The following is a 14,919-nucleotide window of genomic DNA, read 5'->3' as shown; positions in this document are numbered from 1 at the left end:
TTCCTCCTGCTTCCAAGTATAAGGGCTTTCCTTTCTTTTGACAAGGCAGGAGCTACCGGCACAAATGTGAATGACGTATCGGTTGCGTTAATTCAGGCATAGTACACCTGCTGTCCGGATTCTTCTTTTACATAAGCAATAAATTCTTCCGCCACATGGGACAGGGTATGATTTTTATTCCAGATCAAAGCATAATCCGCATGGGCATTCGGATGCTCCACCGGCCGCACGCAGACGTCCTTGTCTCGGATCAGGGAGGAAATCGATGCCGGATAGATCGAGATGCCGACGCCGTGGAGGCTCAGTTCGTAGGCATTCATCATATGTGCGATCCTTCCCCGGATCACCGGAGCATGCCCTGTGCCATCGAACCATTTATCGATTTCACCTTTTCTGGATTCTCTGGAGGGAATCAACAGATCATAGGGCAACAGCTCCGAGGGCTTCACCGGATCATTTTCCCAGGAATACAATGCATGTCCCTTGGGGATCACTGCCACCCAGGGTTCTTCATACACCGGCAGCACGTGGAATTCCTCTGTGTTATAAGGGGCCGTGATCATGGCAATCTCACACAATCCCTTCGTTACGCGGTTATTCACATCATCTGTGTTGCCGTTCCACAGATTGTACTGTACATGAGGATGTCTCTGCTGAAATCCAGCGATCCACTCCGCGAAAAGTCTGGGTCCGCAGCCCTCTACCGACGCAATGTATAATGTCCCCTGCAGTCCTTCCTTGCGTTCTCTGACATCCTCCTCCGACCGGTTCACCAGGTCCAGGATCTGATTCGCATACTGCAGGAACAGCTCTCCCTCTTCTGTCAGGGACACTTTATGGGGTGTGCGAAGGAACAATGTCGTCCCCAGCTCCGCCTCCAGATCCTGGATCTGACGGCTCAGGGGCGGCTGCGCGATCGCCAGCTGCTCCGCGGCTTTCGTGAAGCTTTTCTCCTCCGCCACTGCCTTGAAATACCGGATATGCCGCAATTCCATCTTTCCAGCATCCTCCTTCCATGCTTTTTCCAAAAACCAGCTTAATCTTTCTATTTTGTAACATGTTGTATTTTCTTTTATTATACCTTTTAGGTATTATTATACTTCTATTATATGTATTTCACATTATAAGCGCAATATGGTAAATTATAATCATCAAAAGGAAGTCAGGCCTGACCCCTTAAGCGTAACAACAAAGTCAACAGTTCATTTGTCTTGGAAAGGTTAAGGGTGAATATTATGAAGAAGATCATGGAAAAGGTTAACGAGTTTTTTGACGAGTATTACAAGAGCTTCGCTGAAAAATTCTGATAGAAGTGTGTTTTTCACGCTCATATACACAGAAAAAGCAGCAGATCTGGCGGGATCTGCTGTTTTTTTGTTCAGGTATGAAAATAATATCCGTCTCCATCACTCCCGTCATCCCATTCCTCATTGTCGTCAGATCCTATATATTCTCCGCAATTAGGGCAGTCCCCTTCATAGATTGGGTTCACAAATTCTCCACAATGTGGACAAAATACATCAATAAATGGATTATTCATTTTTCTTATCCCCTTTTCAAGATTTTATCCGCATCCAGCCCATAGGCTTCGATGCACTTTCTCAAATACGCCGGATTCGCCTGTTCGGTCTTATACCTCTCGTACTTATGCTTCTCGTAATACTCCCGCTCGAATTTCTCAGGCGGTGTTCCGTAGCGTTTATTATATCCCTTATACTTTGCTATGGTATTTGGCGGATTCAGGATCTCTATTTTCCTGTCATGGACATATATCCCCACGGCAACCTCTTTGCAGAATTCCTCCTCCGATACCGTTTCGTCACCCCAGGGTCCTTCGTTCCACCCCGTAACCGCAATGATCAGATTCAGATAAGGAAATGCATAGAGCAGTTTATACCATTCTTCGATAAATTCCCTGACCGTGGGGTATTTTTGCGTAGTCGCATTCGCCCCAATCGTTCCATCCGCACGGATCCAGCCATATCCCGTGGGATAATGATTCTTCTGAATGAGACAGTTCTCAAAATTCACACATCCGATATAATCTTCATGGCTGCGAACAGCACTCACGTAAAAATTTAAAAATCTGTCCGTCCTTCGGATAATATCAAATGCCTGCTCTGCCGTTACGGGTACTCCTCTCATCCGGTAATAGGGCCTGCGGACATTTCGAACGGGATTGACTGACTCATCCCCGGCAATAGCGATCTCAATTTCCGAATGCTTTTCATAAACTTCTTTCGGTATCAGCCAGACAATAGCATCGTCTGCTTTATTGCTGATTTCTATGGCTCCGGAAATAATTTTTTCATACTCCCATTCCTTCGTCTCCATATAGGTATTCCCGTATTCATCCGTATATATCGCCACTTCACAATTCTTTTTCAGATAATCAAATATTGTCATTTTCTATTCCCTCATCTGATGTAACTGTATGTGTTTTCTGCCTCCTTCCTTATGCTGCAATCATAGCATAAGAAATCATGTAATCATTCACTATATCTAGGGCTGCGCTTTCTGGCCGCAAAAAGCCCATCGATTATTATTCATCGACGGGCTTTTCCTTCTCTTATTCTCTTATTTCTTTATCAGGATTCCTTTAGGATCTCCTGCAGGCTTCTCGGTTCGTAATCCATCCAGGGTTTCATACAGCCGACATTGCAGGCCCGTATGGGGCTGTCACCAATATGGCGGCAGTCGTTATCCTTCATCCCTGCCAGACATTTCTGAAAATATTCGTCCTCCGGGCTGTTGTGGGTGTGTCCGTAGAGCAGAATGGTGCCGCGGCTCATGTGCTTCCAGCTAAAGATCGGGTAATGGCATAATACCAGCTCATAGCTTTTACCGGCTATGGAGTCCCGAATCTCCTTATAATCACAGACTTCCGAAAAAAGCTGTCGGTATCTGAGGTCGGACACGTCATCGTGATTGCCACGGATCAGGACCTTTTTTCCCTTCAGGATTGCCACCAGAGCGATTAGATCCTCGTTCTTACCGCGCATGCTCACATCCCCCAGGATATACACGGTATCGCCGTTATTCACCTTTTCATTCCACCGTTTTACGATCTCGGTGTGCATTTCCTCCAGATCCCGGAACGGACGGTCATCGAAACGTATTGCCGCTTCATGAAACAAATGCAGATCACTGATATAATAATTCATATTGTTCCCTCCCGTTCCACATTCGCTACAGATAAAACATCTCAATAGTTGAGCGTTCTCATTATCGTTTCAAATTCTAATTCCGCATTTTCATCCAACAGTTTTGCGCAAAACAAAACTTTATTCTTAGAAAATCCAAAATACCATATTTCATCCTTTGGAAGAGCTGCTCCATTTTCAGTCTCAGCAGCACTTAATTCCCATGCAACCGCAAGTTTTCGGATTTTTTCTTCTTTCCTACCTAATTGTAGCTCACTACTGCTCTTTAGTTCTGCATGCTGACCTAAATATACTTGCACAAATTCATCTGCTGTTGTCTCCCGATCAATCCATGATGGTTCTGCAAATTTTGAAATTTCCACATTTGCTATTTCCCGGTCTTGATATAATAGTGTGAAGTTGGCATAATCATCTCTAATATCAATTTCATTTATTGTCCAACCATCATCTGGCGTCCATGATGCAATATTATTAATTGGCTCTGTTTTACTTTTACAGCTTACTAAGCTCAAACATAAAATTGCAATAACGAATATCAGTTTTTGTTTATATCTATTCTTCATAACTTAGCAGTACAGCCTCCTTTTATTGGGAATATCGTTAATATTCCTTTTTCCGTTGCATGCTTTTCCCAGTCATTTTCCGTCAATATCTCTAGCGGTAATAATCTCTGTGGACCGTTTTCATCCTCTTCATATCCCCAGGAGTATCCGCCCAGGAATTTCAGTTTATTGCTATTCATGCGGGAGGGCAGATCTACTAGATAGGTATAAGCTGTCCATTTCAAATGTCTACACCCAGCCAAATTACAACAGGGAGCATCAAATATTTCTGCCGGATAACCATACGCAAAATATGGATTCCCTTTTCCCAGATTTTCATCACTGACATCTATGGAAAGCTCTCTGTTTTCCCCATAATTTTCAATTCTTTCCACGAATTGAATAAATCCACAGGATCTCCGATAACCGGTCGCATTCATATGTTCAAAGTAACCATGCATTACCGGATAACCTGTGCAACATATTTTATCTATCGGAAATCCCTGAAGGGCATCATAGCCAATTTCCCTGGGATCTGTACCTTGCGTGTATTCTACGGTGAGATTTTCTTCTATTCCATGAAGTGTAAAAGGAATTGTTATTCTGCTTTCCAAAGAATTATCCCCTCCTTCTATATATTCTGATAAAACGGCAAAACATTTCCCCATTTCTCCATGTTTTCTTCCTGAATATCAATGATAGAAAATACTCTGTCATATCGAAGATCTAATTCCGCTGACCAATGAATGAACTGTTCCTTTGTTGCATCATCCATTTCATTTTTTATGATAATTACAATATCAATATCACTCTCATCCGTATTATCATTTCTGGCGACAGATCCGTACAATATGATTGCCAAAATACTATCCGAAAAAAGATCTACTACCCCTTGGGTCAAATCCTCTTTCATTGTATTTGTCAGCATACTGTCACCCCTTCGTCTTGAGAATATATTACTGTTATTTGTATACAATTATATTCCTTCTTTTTATCATTCACAATAAAAAATAAGAGAAACACGGCATTTCTACCGTGTTCCTCTCACTAATTAAGTATGCTGGTGGCCGGACTTGAACCGGCACGGGGTTGCCCCCGAGGGATTTTAAGTCCCTTGCGTCTGCCTATTCCGCCACACCAGCGGACGCATCGCAACGCGCAAACCGCGACGTGCGAATGGATGGAGGTGGATTCGAACCACCGAAGCAAATTGCAGCAGATTTACAGTCTGTCCCCTTTGGCCACTCGGGAATCCATCCATGTCAGGCAAAGTGCCTTAACAATGTGAAATTGTAGCATATGTTCACACAAATTGCAAGATGTTTTTATTATTTTAGTGTAAAAGTTCAGCCATAGGATGACAGAAGCGACGATTGGGTGCTTGCACACAAAGCGTCAATTCTGTCATCCTATGAGCAGAGCGCCAATCTATGAGCAAAAGTAGTCACGAAGTGACGAAAAAGCGTGCTAACGCAACTTTGCGAATGGCGCAGGCTGAACTGCTTCAATATAGTATAAATAGAAAGGATACTGCGACAGTTGCATCAGTCCATAATCGGTCACTTGATATCCATCCTGCTGCAATCCGGCGATGACATCTGCGCCAAGTTCATTCGGTGTAAAATACCAGAACCTGTCGGAATCCGCCTGGTTGTAATCTCCGTTCACGATTTCATTATCCGGATAGTAATAATACAGCACGGTCCAACCCAGATGTTTTACACCATTCGTGACCATATTTACATCCTCATCGGGTGTACCGATCAGATCCAGTGTTTTTTCGGTCTCCACCTTCTGCTGTTCATAGCTGTCATAGCATTCCCGATAGTTCTGAATTCCCAGGCCGAATAATACTACCAGCAATACCGCCAGCACAATTCTGTTTACAGCCTCCAGGCCCTTCCAGGACTTCTTCTCTAGCTCTGCAGCCAGTTCCAGCACTCTGCTGCTGCCGATCACCAGCATTACAATCGCGACCGCACTTAGCGGATACAGATATCTCTGTGCCAGCATCGGCGCCATAACAACACTTAACAAATAAGCAAATGCCAAAGTTCCAAGGATTGTGCAGGCTCCCACTGCCATGGCATATGTCTTGTCAGACCAGTTTCTCACAGAAGGCTTCTGCATATGTACTCCGTCTTTTTCCACAGAGAATACAGAAGAATCCACTGCCAGGGTCACCACCAGAAACAGAATCACCAGCGGGAATACGATACCATTCATCCCTCTGCCGCCCATAACGATCTCCAGACTCTGGTCCAGTCCCAGGATCTCTGTCATCCACCAGCCTCTGCTGACATTTTTCAAGCCGGCATAGAAGAAATATAGCCAGGGTGCATAACCTATGAAAAATGCTACGATGGCCAGAACACCCTTTATCCATGTTTTCCCACGGTATTTGATCCATACGGCCACTCCGGTGAAAAACATCATAATGCCTACAGCCACCAGTGCATAATAGTGAGAATACGCTGCTGCCAGTGCCCACAGCACCATGCCTGCCCAGGTCTTCCTGCTGCCGTCAGCAATGACTCTGTAGGAACAATAGAAGCAACCCGTTACACACAGGAAAGCCAGCGCATACATGCGGACTTCCAGATTGTACTCCAGACACGCCTGTCCCAGACCGGAGATCATCACAAAAAATGTTGCCGCAAGCATTCCGAAATGTTTCCGCACAACGGTCAGTGCCAGTACGATCCCGATCACGAAGGGCACCAGAGAGGCCAGGTGGAATACCGGTACCTTATATCCGAACAGGGTCCCGAATAATTTCAGCCAGTAATAATACAGTGGCGGATGATTGTCCCAGTAATACAATACCTGCAAAATGCCATCCACATCCTTGTGAGCCGTATTCGCAGAAAATGCCTCATCCCCCCACAGTACGCGGTCGGACATCATGCTGAAATTCAGACACACCACCAGCACTGTCAATGCCAGTACTGCCACCGGTCCTATGTATTTGCGAAATACGCTCCACGCCTTGCTATCGGTAATCTTACTCAGGACGCTCCGGATCTTCTCATGCTTTCCGGCTTTCGCTTCTTCCACGAACAATTCTGCAATGGCATAGACCAGCATCATGCTGATCTCCAGACATAGAACTTTCACTGCATATTCTCTGGATTCCAACAGCTTTCTCAAGATCGTATTGCCGTCATTGCCGGTCAGCGACAACAGGATCCAGGGAATGACCAGCATACAGAGCAGGCAGGTGAGATAACGAAGGACATATTCTCCCTTCCCGATCGTGACAGACTGTCCGCTTTTTTTGTTATTTTTTAAAATAGATTGCCGCCAGATCCCAATGGATACCAGCGGCAACAGCAGGGTAATAATGATGGTGAACATCGAATATCCTCTCTGTCTTTTGTATTTGTAACTATTTATAGGGCAAAGTAACCACCATGAGCAAAAAGGAAGCCTCGCAGAGGCGGTTTTGCGAATGGTGTTCTGAATAGTTACATATATTTATTCTTCTACATATTTCAGGATCGTTGCCGAGGTCTGTGGCATCTCGATCAGAACCTTGCCTGCCCTGATCTCATACTCCGCACCTTCCATGCAATACCCGTCATCCCTGGACTGCAGGATCACTTTCATCTTACCTGTCTTAGGGGTTCCGATCTCCCACACATGAATCTCTTTGGTGATGGGATGATAATTATTATTGATCAGGATCGCACACTGCCCCTTGCGGTTAAAACGTCCGTAAGAAATAAAGTTGTAGTCATTTTCCAGCATTTTCAAGGAGCCGATCCGCAGCTCCTCGTTCTCCCGGCGCAGGCGGATAATGTCCTTATGAAATGCCAGCAGCACCTGATCCTCATGTCCCCAGGGATACGTTCTGCGGTTGTCGGGATCCGTGAAACCACAGACACCGGCCTCATCTCCGTAATAGATCGTAGGTGCACCCGTCCATGTCATCTGGATCACAACACCTTCCCGGAAGACCGCTTTATTAATACCTTGTTCCGCAGCCTGGGGGCCCAGTGTATTGGTACGTCCCACCTTATGATTTGTTCTCGTCAGGAAACGGGAATGATCATGGTTGGACAGTTCGTTCATCGCCACCTGCCAGCTGGGCATGGAGAAACTGGAGGTATGATGCCGCATAGCACCCCAGAAGCTCTCGGAATTGCCGAGCAGATCCTCCCGGTAGTCATCACTGTGTTTCTCCATACCGGTCAGAAACCAGGTCACGGGCTCCATGAATGCATCGTAGTTCATAACGGTATCCCATTCATTTCCCTGTAACCAGTCTCTGGTGTTGCCGTAATGCTCTGCCAGAATAATGGCTTCCGGATTGGCCTCTTTTACCGCTTTCCGGAATTCCTGCCAGAAATGATGGTTGAATTCCTGACTGTGACCCAGATCAGCTGCCACATCCAGTCTCCATCCATCCACATTGTAGGGCGGAGATACCCATTTTTTCGCTACATGAAGGACATAGTCCATCAGTTCCTGGGATCCCTCGTAGTTCAGCTTCGGCAGTGTGTCATGTCCCCACCATCCGTCATAGGAATTGTTATAGGGCCATGCTGCCTGATTGTGGAAATCAAAGTAATTCCGATAAGGGCTGTCAGCACTGACATAGGCACCCTTGTCATATCCTTCCGCATTTTCATAAATGCGCTCTTTGTCCATCCATTTATTAAAGGATCCGCAGTGATTGAAGACACCGTCGAGGATGACTCTCATGCCTCTGTGATGTGCCTCTGCCACCACCTGTGCAAACAGTTCGTTGCTGGCTTCCAGATTCGCCTTGTTAGTGACACGGTCGATGTAACGGGAAGCAAAACGGTTCTCCCGCTGTCCGTCGGGAAGCAGATCCCCTTCATCACTGACAATCTTTCCAATATGAGGATCAATATAATCATAATCCTGAATATCGTATTTGTGGTTGGAAGGGGAGACAAACAGAGGATTAAAATAAATCACCTCAACTCCCAGATCCTGCAGGTAGTCCATCTTGTCCAGCACACCCTGCAGGTCTCCGCCGTAGAACTCACGGACATCCATCTGTGCGGGATAACGTCCCCAGTCCTCTACGCGGTGTACCGGTTCTCCGATGTAGCAATATTCATTGGTCAACACATCATTGGAAGAATCTCCATTGCAGAAACGATCCGTATAGATCTGGTACATGACCGCTCCCTTGGCCCAGTCGGGGGTGTGGAAACCGGGAATGATAATGAAATCATAATATTCATTAACTTCCTGCACCAGGCCCCGCATATCAAAGATGCCGGTAATTCTGCCGGTCTGCACCTCAAAATAATAAGATACCTTCTGATCATCCAGACGCATTACGTAGGCATAATAGTCAAAATCATTTTTGCTCTCCACACGTACCATAAGATGCTTCTGTCCGCCGCATACCAGGAACACTCTGTCCACATTATTTCTGGCGGTCCGGAAGCGGATCGTCACTTCGGAAAAACAGGCCGGCTCTTCCGGAATCACATACTCCGCACTTGTATCCGTAAAAAGAGCTCTTCTGTTAAATACGGGTCTCATGGCAGCAATATACTGCTGATTATATTCTGTTCGACGTAATCGCTCCAGATCCATAGTATCTATCCTTTCTGAGACTAATGTCTTACTATCTATATTATGACACTGCTTCTGCCAAAGTGCTTTGTTGTCTTGTGCGCTCCGGCAGTATGACATGTCCCAAGCTCAAAAGCTCTATTTATTATACCCTTTTTCCTTACATCTGACAACTGCCCGCCTCTTTATTCAGCGATTTTTAGGCAGTAAAAAGGACAGTCTTGGGAGGACTGCCCTTTTTAGAGAAGGTATTTCTTTCTTATGGGGTATAGCAAAAAACTATATAATGTATTGGGGGGGTTACGAGTATTATAATAGCATGCACTCCTATTTTTGACTATTCTCAAAATTCACAAATATCACAAAAGTGAATATTCATTTTTGTATATTTTTCACAAAATCGGTTTGTACAATACTACCAATTCCACGAAACTCCCGCGAAAACCTTTTCCTATACGAAAAGACCCTCGAATTCTTCTCTGGTGATCTTCTCCTTCTCCAACAGCAGCTGTGCACAGCTATGCAGCACATCCTCATGCTGTAAGATAATATCCTTGGCTTTGGTATAGCAGTCATCTATGATGTGCTTGACTTCCTTATCGATCTCACCGGAAATCTCCTCACTGTGCGCCTTGGCATGTGCCAGATCCTTACCGATGAAGACTTCATCATCGTCATCGTCATAGCAGATGACACCGATATGATCAGACATTCCGTAACGGGTTACCATACGGCGGGCTGTCTTGGTGGCTTTCTTAATATCACTGGATGCTCCGGTGGTAATATCTCCGAAGATGATCTCCTCCGCAATACGTCCTCCCAGAGATACCATGATATCCTGGAGCATACGGCTCTTGGTGGCGAACATCTCATCCTTTTCCGGCAGGGGCATGGTATAACCGGCGGCTCCCACACCGGTAGGAATAATGGATACGGTGTAGACAGGTCCCACATCCGGCAGCACATGGAACAGGATCGCATGACCTGCCTCGTGATATGCCGTAATCTTCTTCTCCTTGTCGGAAATAATGCGGCTCTTCTTCTCTGCACCGATTCCTACTTTGACAAACGCCCTCTTAACATCTTTATTTGCGATAAAGGAGCGATTCTCCTTCGCTGCGATGATCGCTGCCTCGTTCAACAGATTCTCCAGATCCGCTCCGGTGAATCCTGCGGTAGTCTGTGCAAGCTGCTGTAAATTTACATCATCTCCCAGGGGCTTATTCTTCGCATGTACCTTCAGTATTTCTTCTCTGCCACCCACATCCGGAGTCCCTACCGCTACCTTACGGTCAAATCGTCCGGGACGCAGGATCGCGGGATCGAGAATATCCACACGGTTCGTAGCTGCCATGACGATAATGCCTTCGTTGACACCGAAACCGTCCATTTCTACCAGTAACTGGTTCAGGGTCTGCTCTCTCTCATCGTGTCCGCCGCCCATACCGGTACCACGCCGTCTTGCCACGGCATCGATCTCATCGATAAATACGATACAAGGTGCATTATGCTTTGCTTCTTCAAACAGGTCACGCACACGGGAAGCGCCCACACCGACGAACATTTCCACGAAATCAGATCCGGAGATGCTGAAAAAAGGTACTCCGGCTTCGCCTGCCACGGCTTTCGCCAACAGGGTCTTACCGGTTCCGGGAGGGCCCTCCAACAGGACACCCTTGGGGATTCTGGCTCCGACACCGGTGTATTTTCCCGGCTCCTTCAGGAAATCGACGATCTCCTCCAGTTCTTCCTTTTCCTCTTTCAGACCGGCCACCTGAGCGAATGTGACACTCTTGTCACCCAATGTCATCTTGGCGCGGCTTTTGCCGAAGTTCATCATCTTGCCGTTACCACCGCCTGCCTGTTGGGCATTCATCATCATGAACAGGAAAGTTCCCACCGCCAGCACGACCAGCATCGGCAGCATATAGGTCAGGAACCAGTTCTCCCTTTCAATGTCATTGACCACCGGATCAAACCCATACTCACGTACCAGGGTCTCCAGTTCTGTAATGTCCGTTGCGTACAGCTTATGAGATACACCGTTCTTCATCTGGATCTCCAGATATCCGGTAGGTGCTTCTCCGTTGGGCTGCACCACGACTTCCGATACATTGCCGGCATCCAGATCCGCAATGAACTCCGCCTTGGTGTATTCATCTGTACGGTTGTTCAACAGGTTGAGACCGAAGATCACCAGAAGCAGAAGTATGATAAATATAAAATATGAATTGATTGTTTTGCCGTTTTGTTTCAACTTCACGGGCCTCCTACATCTTTGTATCGCTTAATCGAATTCTACCACACCGATGTAAGGCAGATTACGATATCTCTGATCATAATCCAGACCATAGCCCACTACAAACTCATCGGGAATATTAAATCCGGTATAATCCACATGGACATCGATCACTCTTCTCTCGGGTTTGTCCAACAGGGTGCACAGACGTAAAGAAGCCGGACCTCTGTCCTTCAGCATCTCCAGCAGATAGCTCAGGGTTCTTCCGCTGTCCACGATATCCTCTACTACAATAACTTCCTTATCTTTCAGAGATTCGTCCAGATCCTTCACGATCTTGACTACACCGCTGGACTTGGTATCGCTGCCATAGCTGGATACGGACATAAAGTCCAGAGATACGGGAACAGTGATACGCTTTGCCAGTTCACACATGAAAAAGCTGCCACCCTTCAGTACACATACAAGGTGTACCTGCTTGCCCGCATAGTCCCTGCTGATCTGCTCACCGATCTCCTGGATTCTCTTATCTACTTCCTCTTCTGTCAACAGTACTCTGATATGCTCTGCCATTTTCTTTTGTCTTTTCGCTTTTAAGCGAACTCCTTTCTTATTAATTGTACCTTTAAAATACGTTTTGTATTCTCCGTTACTTTATAATATTCGCTGATACGGTATCCCACGACCCACAGTACATGCTCTCCCTCTGCCAGGATCGGCAGTCTGTCGCGTTCCGCCTGTGGGATCTTTTGATCGACCAGATAACTTTTCAGCGATTTATGGATCATCCCGCCTCTGCCGTCAGCAATGGTCAGATAATCACCCGGCTTTCTTGTCCGTATCACCGGACATTTTTTTATTTTATCATAATCAAACCATTTCGTATACTGATTTGTGGGAACTTCTTGGTTTTTTTCATGAGCAGCGGCCAGGTCACACACACAGTATTCCACCGTTCCCACTTCACATTCCACTGTCCCTGTCTGTCCGGGGGAAAGCTGCAGAGTTGGTTGATATTTCTCAGCCACTTCCGTCTTCTCCAAAAGCTCCCTGTCTGTCCTCTCTACTGTCAGCAGGACTTCCTCATATTGCCGTCTACCCCGGATGCCGAACGGAAGACAGATCTGCCGGTTGCCTTCCCTGGTAAACAAGGTCAGCAGCTCCTGAATATGCTGGTAAGTGATGTCTTTCTGCCCGGGAGACAATTGCTTCACTTCTTCATACAAGAGGCGCTTACGGATCACAGGATGCAACGACAGAAAAGACTCCACAGCAATACAGATCACCGCGTTCCGGCTGTCCCCCGTCTCTGCGGACTCTCCGTCACCGTCCGTTGCCCGGATACATCGGCCAGCTGCTTCTTTTGTCTGCAGTTCCAGATAGTCCTCCGTCTCCGCCAGCAGCTCCGCCGTCTGATTCATATGCGCTACACAGCCCTTTACAATATTCTGCTCCGCATAAGGCAAAATATGATGCCGAATACGATTTCTGGTGTAGTCATCCTCCTCATTGGTGGCATCCTTGCAATAGACAATTCCTCGCTGTTGTAAAAACTTCTCGATCTCCCACCGTTCCAGACATAGGAGCGGTCGTATAATCCGATCTCTCACAGGCAAAATGCTGGCCAGTCCCCGGATTCCACTGCCCCGGAACAAATGGAACAGCTGGGTCTCGCTGCGGTCATTGCTGTTGTGGGCCACTGCGATCTTCGTAGCTCCCCACTCCTTTGCCGCCTTTTCAAACGCCTCATATCTCGTTCTGCGCCCGGCTTCTTCCTCAGAGATTTTCTCCATGCGGGCTCTGTTCCTTACCTCTGCCCTGGTCAGGAAAAAAGGGATTCCTCTCTCCTCGCAGAGCTGCTCCACATACCGGGCATCTTCTCCGGCCTCCGCGCGAATGCCGTGATCCACATGCACTACGGCAATGTCTGTAGGTACTTCCTTCTGCCATTCCAGCAACAAAAATAAGAGGCAAACCGAGTCTGCCCCTCCAGAAACACCAGCTACCACACGGTCGCCGGCCTGCAGCATGTGATGCTCTCTGATATATGCAAATACTTTTTCTCGCGTATCCATCCATGTATTCATGTTTTTACTCTATCCTAATTATGGGGAAAAATCAAGGCGGCATCACGTGTTTTCCCACAGGCAGAGCACAAATACCGTCATATCGTCCCGAATCCGTCCCTCTGAGGCACAGATGGCATAGGACAATATTTTCTCTGCGATCTCCTGCGGGTTCTGTTCCTGCAGCCCTTCCAGCACCTGTGCCATGCGCTCTTCCCCGTCTTCCATCATATCCAGAACCCCGTCCGTCATCATGACCAGCAGATCTCCCGGCCGGATCTGACACATCTGTCGTTCCATCTGCACTTTTTGAAAAATACCTAACGGCAGGCTTTCGCCGCCGACACAGAGAACCCTTCCGGAGGTCTTCCAGAACGTGGCAACACCGCCCACCTTGCAGATCTCACATTCGCCGGTATACAGATCCAGGCTGCAAAGGTCTATCGTAGGATGATCGTCCTCTTCATTTTGCGCATACAACGCGGAATTCAGGAGATTCACAGATGCCTCGGTCCCGAAGCCCGCCTCCAGCATTTTTTCCATGAGATCCATGACTCTGCCGCTGCCCCGGCTGGCATCCTCCCCGGAGCCTGTCCCATCAGACAACAGCAGGATCAGCTTCCCTTTTTCCGATTCCATGGTGGCATACTGATCCCCCGAGACTTTCTCCCCTTCTTTTACCGCCCGGCTCACCCCCGTCAGTGCTATGTATTTCGGTTCCTCTGTGAACAGAAAACAATGCGGCTCCTGCTCCACGAGATAAGGGCTTCCTGAAGAAACCTGCAGCTTTTTTCCCAATAATACCGTCAGCATGTCCGCCACCTGTGCCGCCTTATAGTGCCTTTTTTCGGTGGACAGTGTCATACTGATCCCTGCTTCTGTCCCGGAGCTGCTGCCGTCCTTCTCCACATAGCAGAGGTCTCTGGCGATGATCCCTTCACTCTTGAGCGCCTGTACCAGGCTTTTCCTCTTTTTCTCTTCCAGCGGACAATACCCCAGTTCCTCTCCTGCCACCCGTTCCATGATCCGGGCCACTTCCTGCAGATGGTCTCCCATGATCTGTCTGCTCTGCCACAGCATACATTTTTCCAGAATATTCTGCCTGTCCTCTCCTGTAATCTGTATCTCCTGCCGAAAGCTCTTCCCCAGTTCCTCAAAACTCTCCGCATATCCCATCAGTTTCTGTCTGCACAGCAGTGAGATCTGTGCACACTGTTCTCTCTCCAGCCGTTCCTGCTCCTTTTTCCCTATGATCATGGCATCCTCCCCTTTCTGTTTTCACGATTATAGGGCAGTTTTCCTCTTCCTTTTGTCAAATCGAGGGAGGGAGAGACTTCATTTTTTGCGAC

General features: G+C 47.2%; 13 protein-coding genes and 2 tRNA genes. All 15 read right to left on the bottom strand.

Annotation, left to right across the window (positions count from 1 at the left end; translation table 11 throughout):
- Nucleotides 1–92 precede the first annotated feature (92 nt).
- The 15 genes from DWZ61_RS00665 to DWZ61_RS00600 all read right to left on the bottom strand — a co-directional run bounded on the left by DWZ61_RS00665 (nt 93) and on the right by DWZ61_RS00600 (nt 14,827).
- A complete protein-coding gene (locus DWZ61_RS00665) occupies nt 93–995 on the bottom strand; it encodes a LysR family transcriptional regulator (protein ID WP_118537142.1) in 903 nt (300 codons plus the stop codon).
- Nucleotides 996–1,378: 383 nt separating this feature from the next.
- Nucleotides 1,379–1,540, bottom strand: a complete 162-nt coding sequence (locus DWZ61_RS19545; RefSeq protein ID WP_022312546.1) for a hypothetical protein — start codon at nt 1,538–1,540, stop codon at nt 1,379–1,381.
- 5 nt (nt 1,541–1,545) lie between these two features.
- A complete protein-coding gene (locus DWZ61_RS00660; RefSeq protein WP_118537141.1) occupies nt 1,546–2,406 on the bottom strand; it encodes a hypothetical protein in 861 nt (286 codons plus the stop codon).
- A gap of 182 nt (nt 2,407–2,588) precedes the next feature.
- Nucleotides 2,589–3,164 (bottom strand): metallophosphoesterase, encoded by a 576-nt coding sequence (locus DWZ61_RS00655; protein WP_118537140.1) that lies wholly within the window; start codon nt 3,162–3,164, stop codon nt 2,589–2,591.
- 41 nt (nt 3,165–3,205) lie between these two features.
- Nucleotides 3,206–3,727 carry a hypothetical protein gene (locus tag DWZ61_RS00650; protein WP_118537139.1) on the bottom strand — a complete coding sequence of 174 codons (522 nt, stop codon included), beginning with the start codon at nt 3,725–3,727 and terminating at the stop codon, nt 3,206–3,208.
- A complete protein-coding gene (locus DWZ61_RS00645; protein ID WP_118537138.1) occupies nt 3,724–4,320 on the bottom strand; it encodes a hypothetical protein in 597 nt (198 codons plus the stop codon). The genes DWZ61_RS00650 and DWZ61_RS00645 overlap by 4 nt, the downstream gene beginning before the upstream one ends.
- A 17-nt stretch (nt 4,321–4,337) precedes the next feature.
- Nucleotides 4,338–4,634, bottom strand: a complete 297-nt coding sequence (locus tag DWZ61_RS00640) for a nucleotidyltransferase domain-containing protein (RefSeq protein WP_118537137.1) — start codon at nt 4,632–4,634, stop codon at nt 4,338–4,340.
- A gap of 130 nt (nt 4,635–4,764) precedes the next feature.
- Nucleotides 4,765–4,848 (bottom strand) — tRNA-Leu (locus DWZ61_RS00635).
- A 35-nt stretch (nt 4,849–4,883) separates the two neighbouring features.
- Nucleotides 4,884–4,965: transfer RNA gene (locus DWZ61_RS00630), tRNA-Tyr, on the bottom strand.
- A gap of 208 nt (nt 4,966–5,173) precedes the next feature.
- Nucleotides 5,174–7,063 carry a glycosyltransferase family 39 protein gene (locus DWZ61_RS00625; RefSeq protein WP_118537136.1) on the bottom strand — a complete coding sequence of 630 codons (1,890 nt, stop codon included), beginning with the start codon at nt 7,061–7,063 and terminating at the stop codon, nt 5,174–5,176.
- Between the two features lie 120 nt (nt 7,064–7,183).
- Nucleotides 7,184–9,286, bottom strand: coding sequence for a glycoside hydrolase family 13 protein (locus DWZ61_RS00620; protein ID WP_118537135.1), 2,103 nt, complete (start codon nt 9,284–9,286; stop codon nt 7,184–7,186).
- Between the two features lie 430 nt (nt 9,287–9,716).
- Nucleotides 9,717–11,522 carry an ATP-dependent zinc metalloprotease FtsH gene (gene ftsH, locus DWZ61_RS00615; RefSeq protein WP_118537134.1) on the bottom strand — a complete coding sequence of 602 codons (1,806 nt, stop codon included), beginning with the start codon at nt 11,520–11,522 and terminating at the stop codon, nt 9,717–9,719.
- A gap of 30 nt (nt 11,523–11,552) precedes the next feature.
- On the bottom strand, nt 11,553–12,077 hold the full coding sequence (hpt, locus tag DWZ61_RS00610; RefSeq protein WP_117465369.1) for a hypoxanthine phosphoribosyltransferase: 525 nt from the start codon (nt 12,075–12,077) through the stop codon (nt 11,553–11,555).
- 20 nt (nt 12,078–12,097) lie between these two features.
- Nucleotides 12,098–13,591: a tRNA lysidine(34) synthetase TilS gene (gene tilS, locus DWZ61_RS00605; protein ID WP_117465370.1), complete on the bottom strand. Its 1,494-nt coding sequence runs from the start codon at nt 13,589–13,591 to the stop codon at nt 12,098–12,100.
- A gap of 42 nt (nt 13,592–13,633) precedes the next feature.
- Nucleotides 13,634–14,827, bottom strand: coding sequence for a SpoIIE family protein phosphatase (locus DWZ61_RS00600; protein WP_118503029.1), 1,194 nt, complete (start codon nt 14,825–14,827; stop codon nt 13,634–13,636).
- Nucleotides 14,828–14,919 lie beyond the last annotated feature (92 nt).

Source organism: Clostridium sp. AF34-10BH (genome assembly GCF_003478095.1).
GTDB lineage: Bacteria > Bacillota > Clostridia > Lachnospirales > Lachnospiraceae > Acetatifactor > Acetatifactor acetigignens.
The sequence above is the reverse complement of the archived record's forward strand: the minus strand, read 5'-3'. Positions and strand labels throughout refer to the sequence as shown.

Excerpts from the sequence above, each read along its gene's own strand:
- DWZ61_RS00655 (WP_118537140.1), bottom strand. The coding sequence starts at position 3,164 with ATGAATTATTATATCAGTGATCTGCATTTGTTTCATGAAGCGGCAATA.
- tilS (WP_117465370.1), bottom strand. The coding sequence starts at position 13,591 with ATGAATACATGGATGGATACGCGAGAAAAAGTATTTGCATATATCAGA.
- DWZ61_RS00660 (WP_118537141.1), bottom strand. The coding sequence starts at position 2,406 with ATGACAATATTTGATTATCTGAAAAAGAATTGTGAAGTGGCGATATAT.
- DWZ61_RS00665 (WP_118537142.1), bottom strand. The coding sequence starts at position 995 with ATGGAATTGCGGCATATCCGGTATTTCAAGGCAGTGGCGGAGGAGAAA.
- DWZ61_RS00625 (WP_118537136.1), bottom strand. The coding sequence starts at position 7,063 with ATGTTCACCATCATTATTACCCTGCTGTTGCCGCTGGTATCCATTGGG.
- DWZ61_RS00640 (WP_118537137.1), bottom strand. The coding sequence starts at position 4,634 with ATGCTGACAAATACAATGAAAGAGGATTTGACCCAAGGGGTAGTAGAT.
- hpt (WP_117465369.1), bottom strand. The coding sequence starts at position 12,077 with ATGGCAGAGCATATCAGAGTACTGTTGACAGAAGAGGAAGTAGATAAG.
- DWZ61_RS19545 (WP_022312546.1), bottom strand. The coding sequence starts at position 1,540 with ATGAATAATCCATTTATTGATGTATTTTGTCCACATTGTGGAGAATTT.
- DWZ61_RS00650 (WP_118537139.1), bottom strand. The coding sequence starts at position 3,727 with ATGAAGAATAGATATAAACAAAAACTGATATTCGTTATTGCAATTTTA.
- DWZ61_RS00600 (WP_118503029.1), bottom strand. The coding sequence starts at position 14,827 with ATGATCATAGGGAAAAAGGAGCAGGAACGGCTGGAGAGAGAACAGTGT.
- DWZ61_RS00620 (WP_118537135.1), bottom strand. The coding sequence starts at position 9,286 with ATGGATCTGGAGCGATTACGTCGAACAGAATATAATCAGCAGTATATT.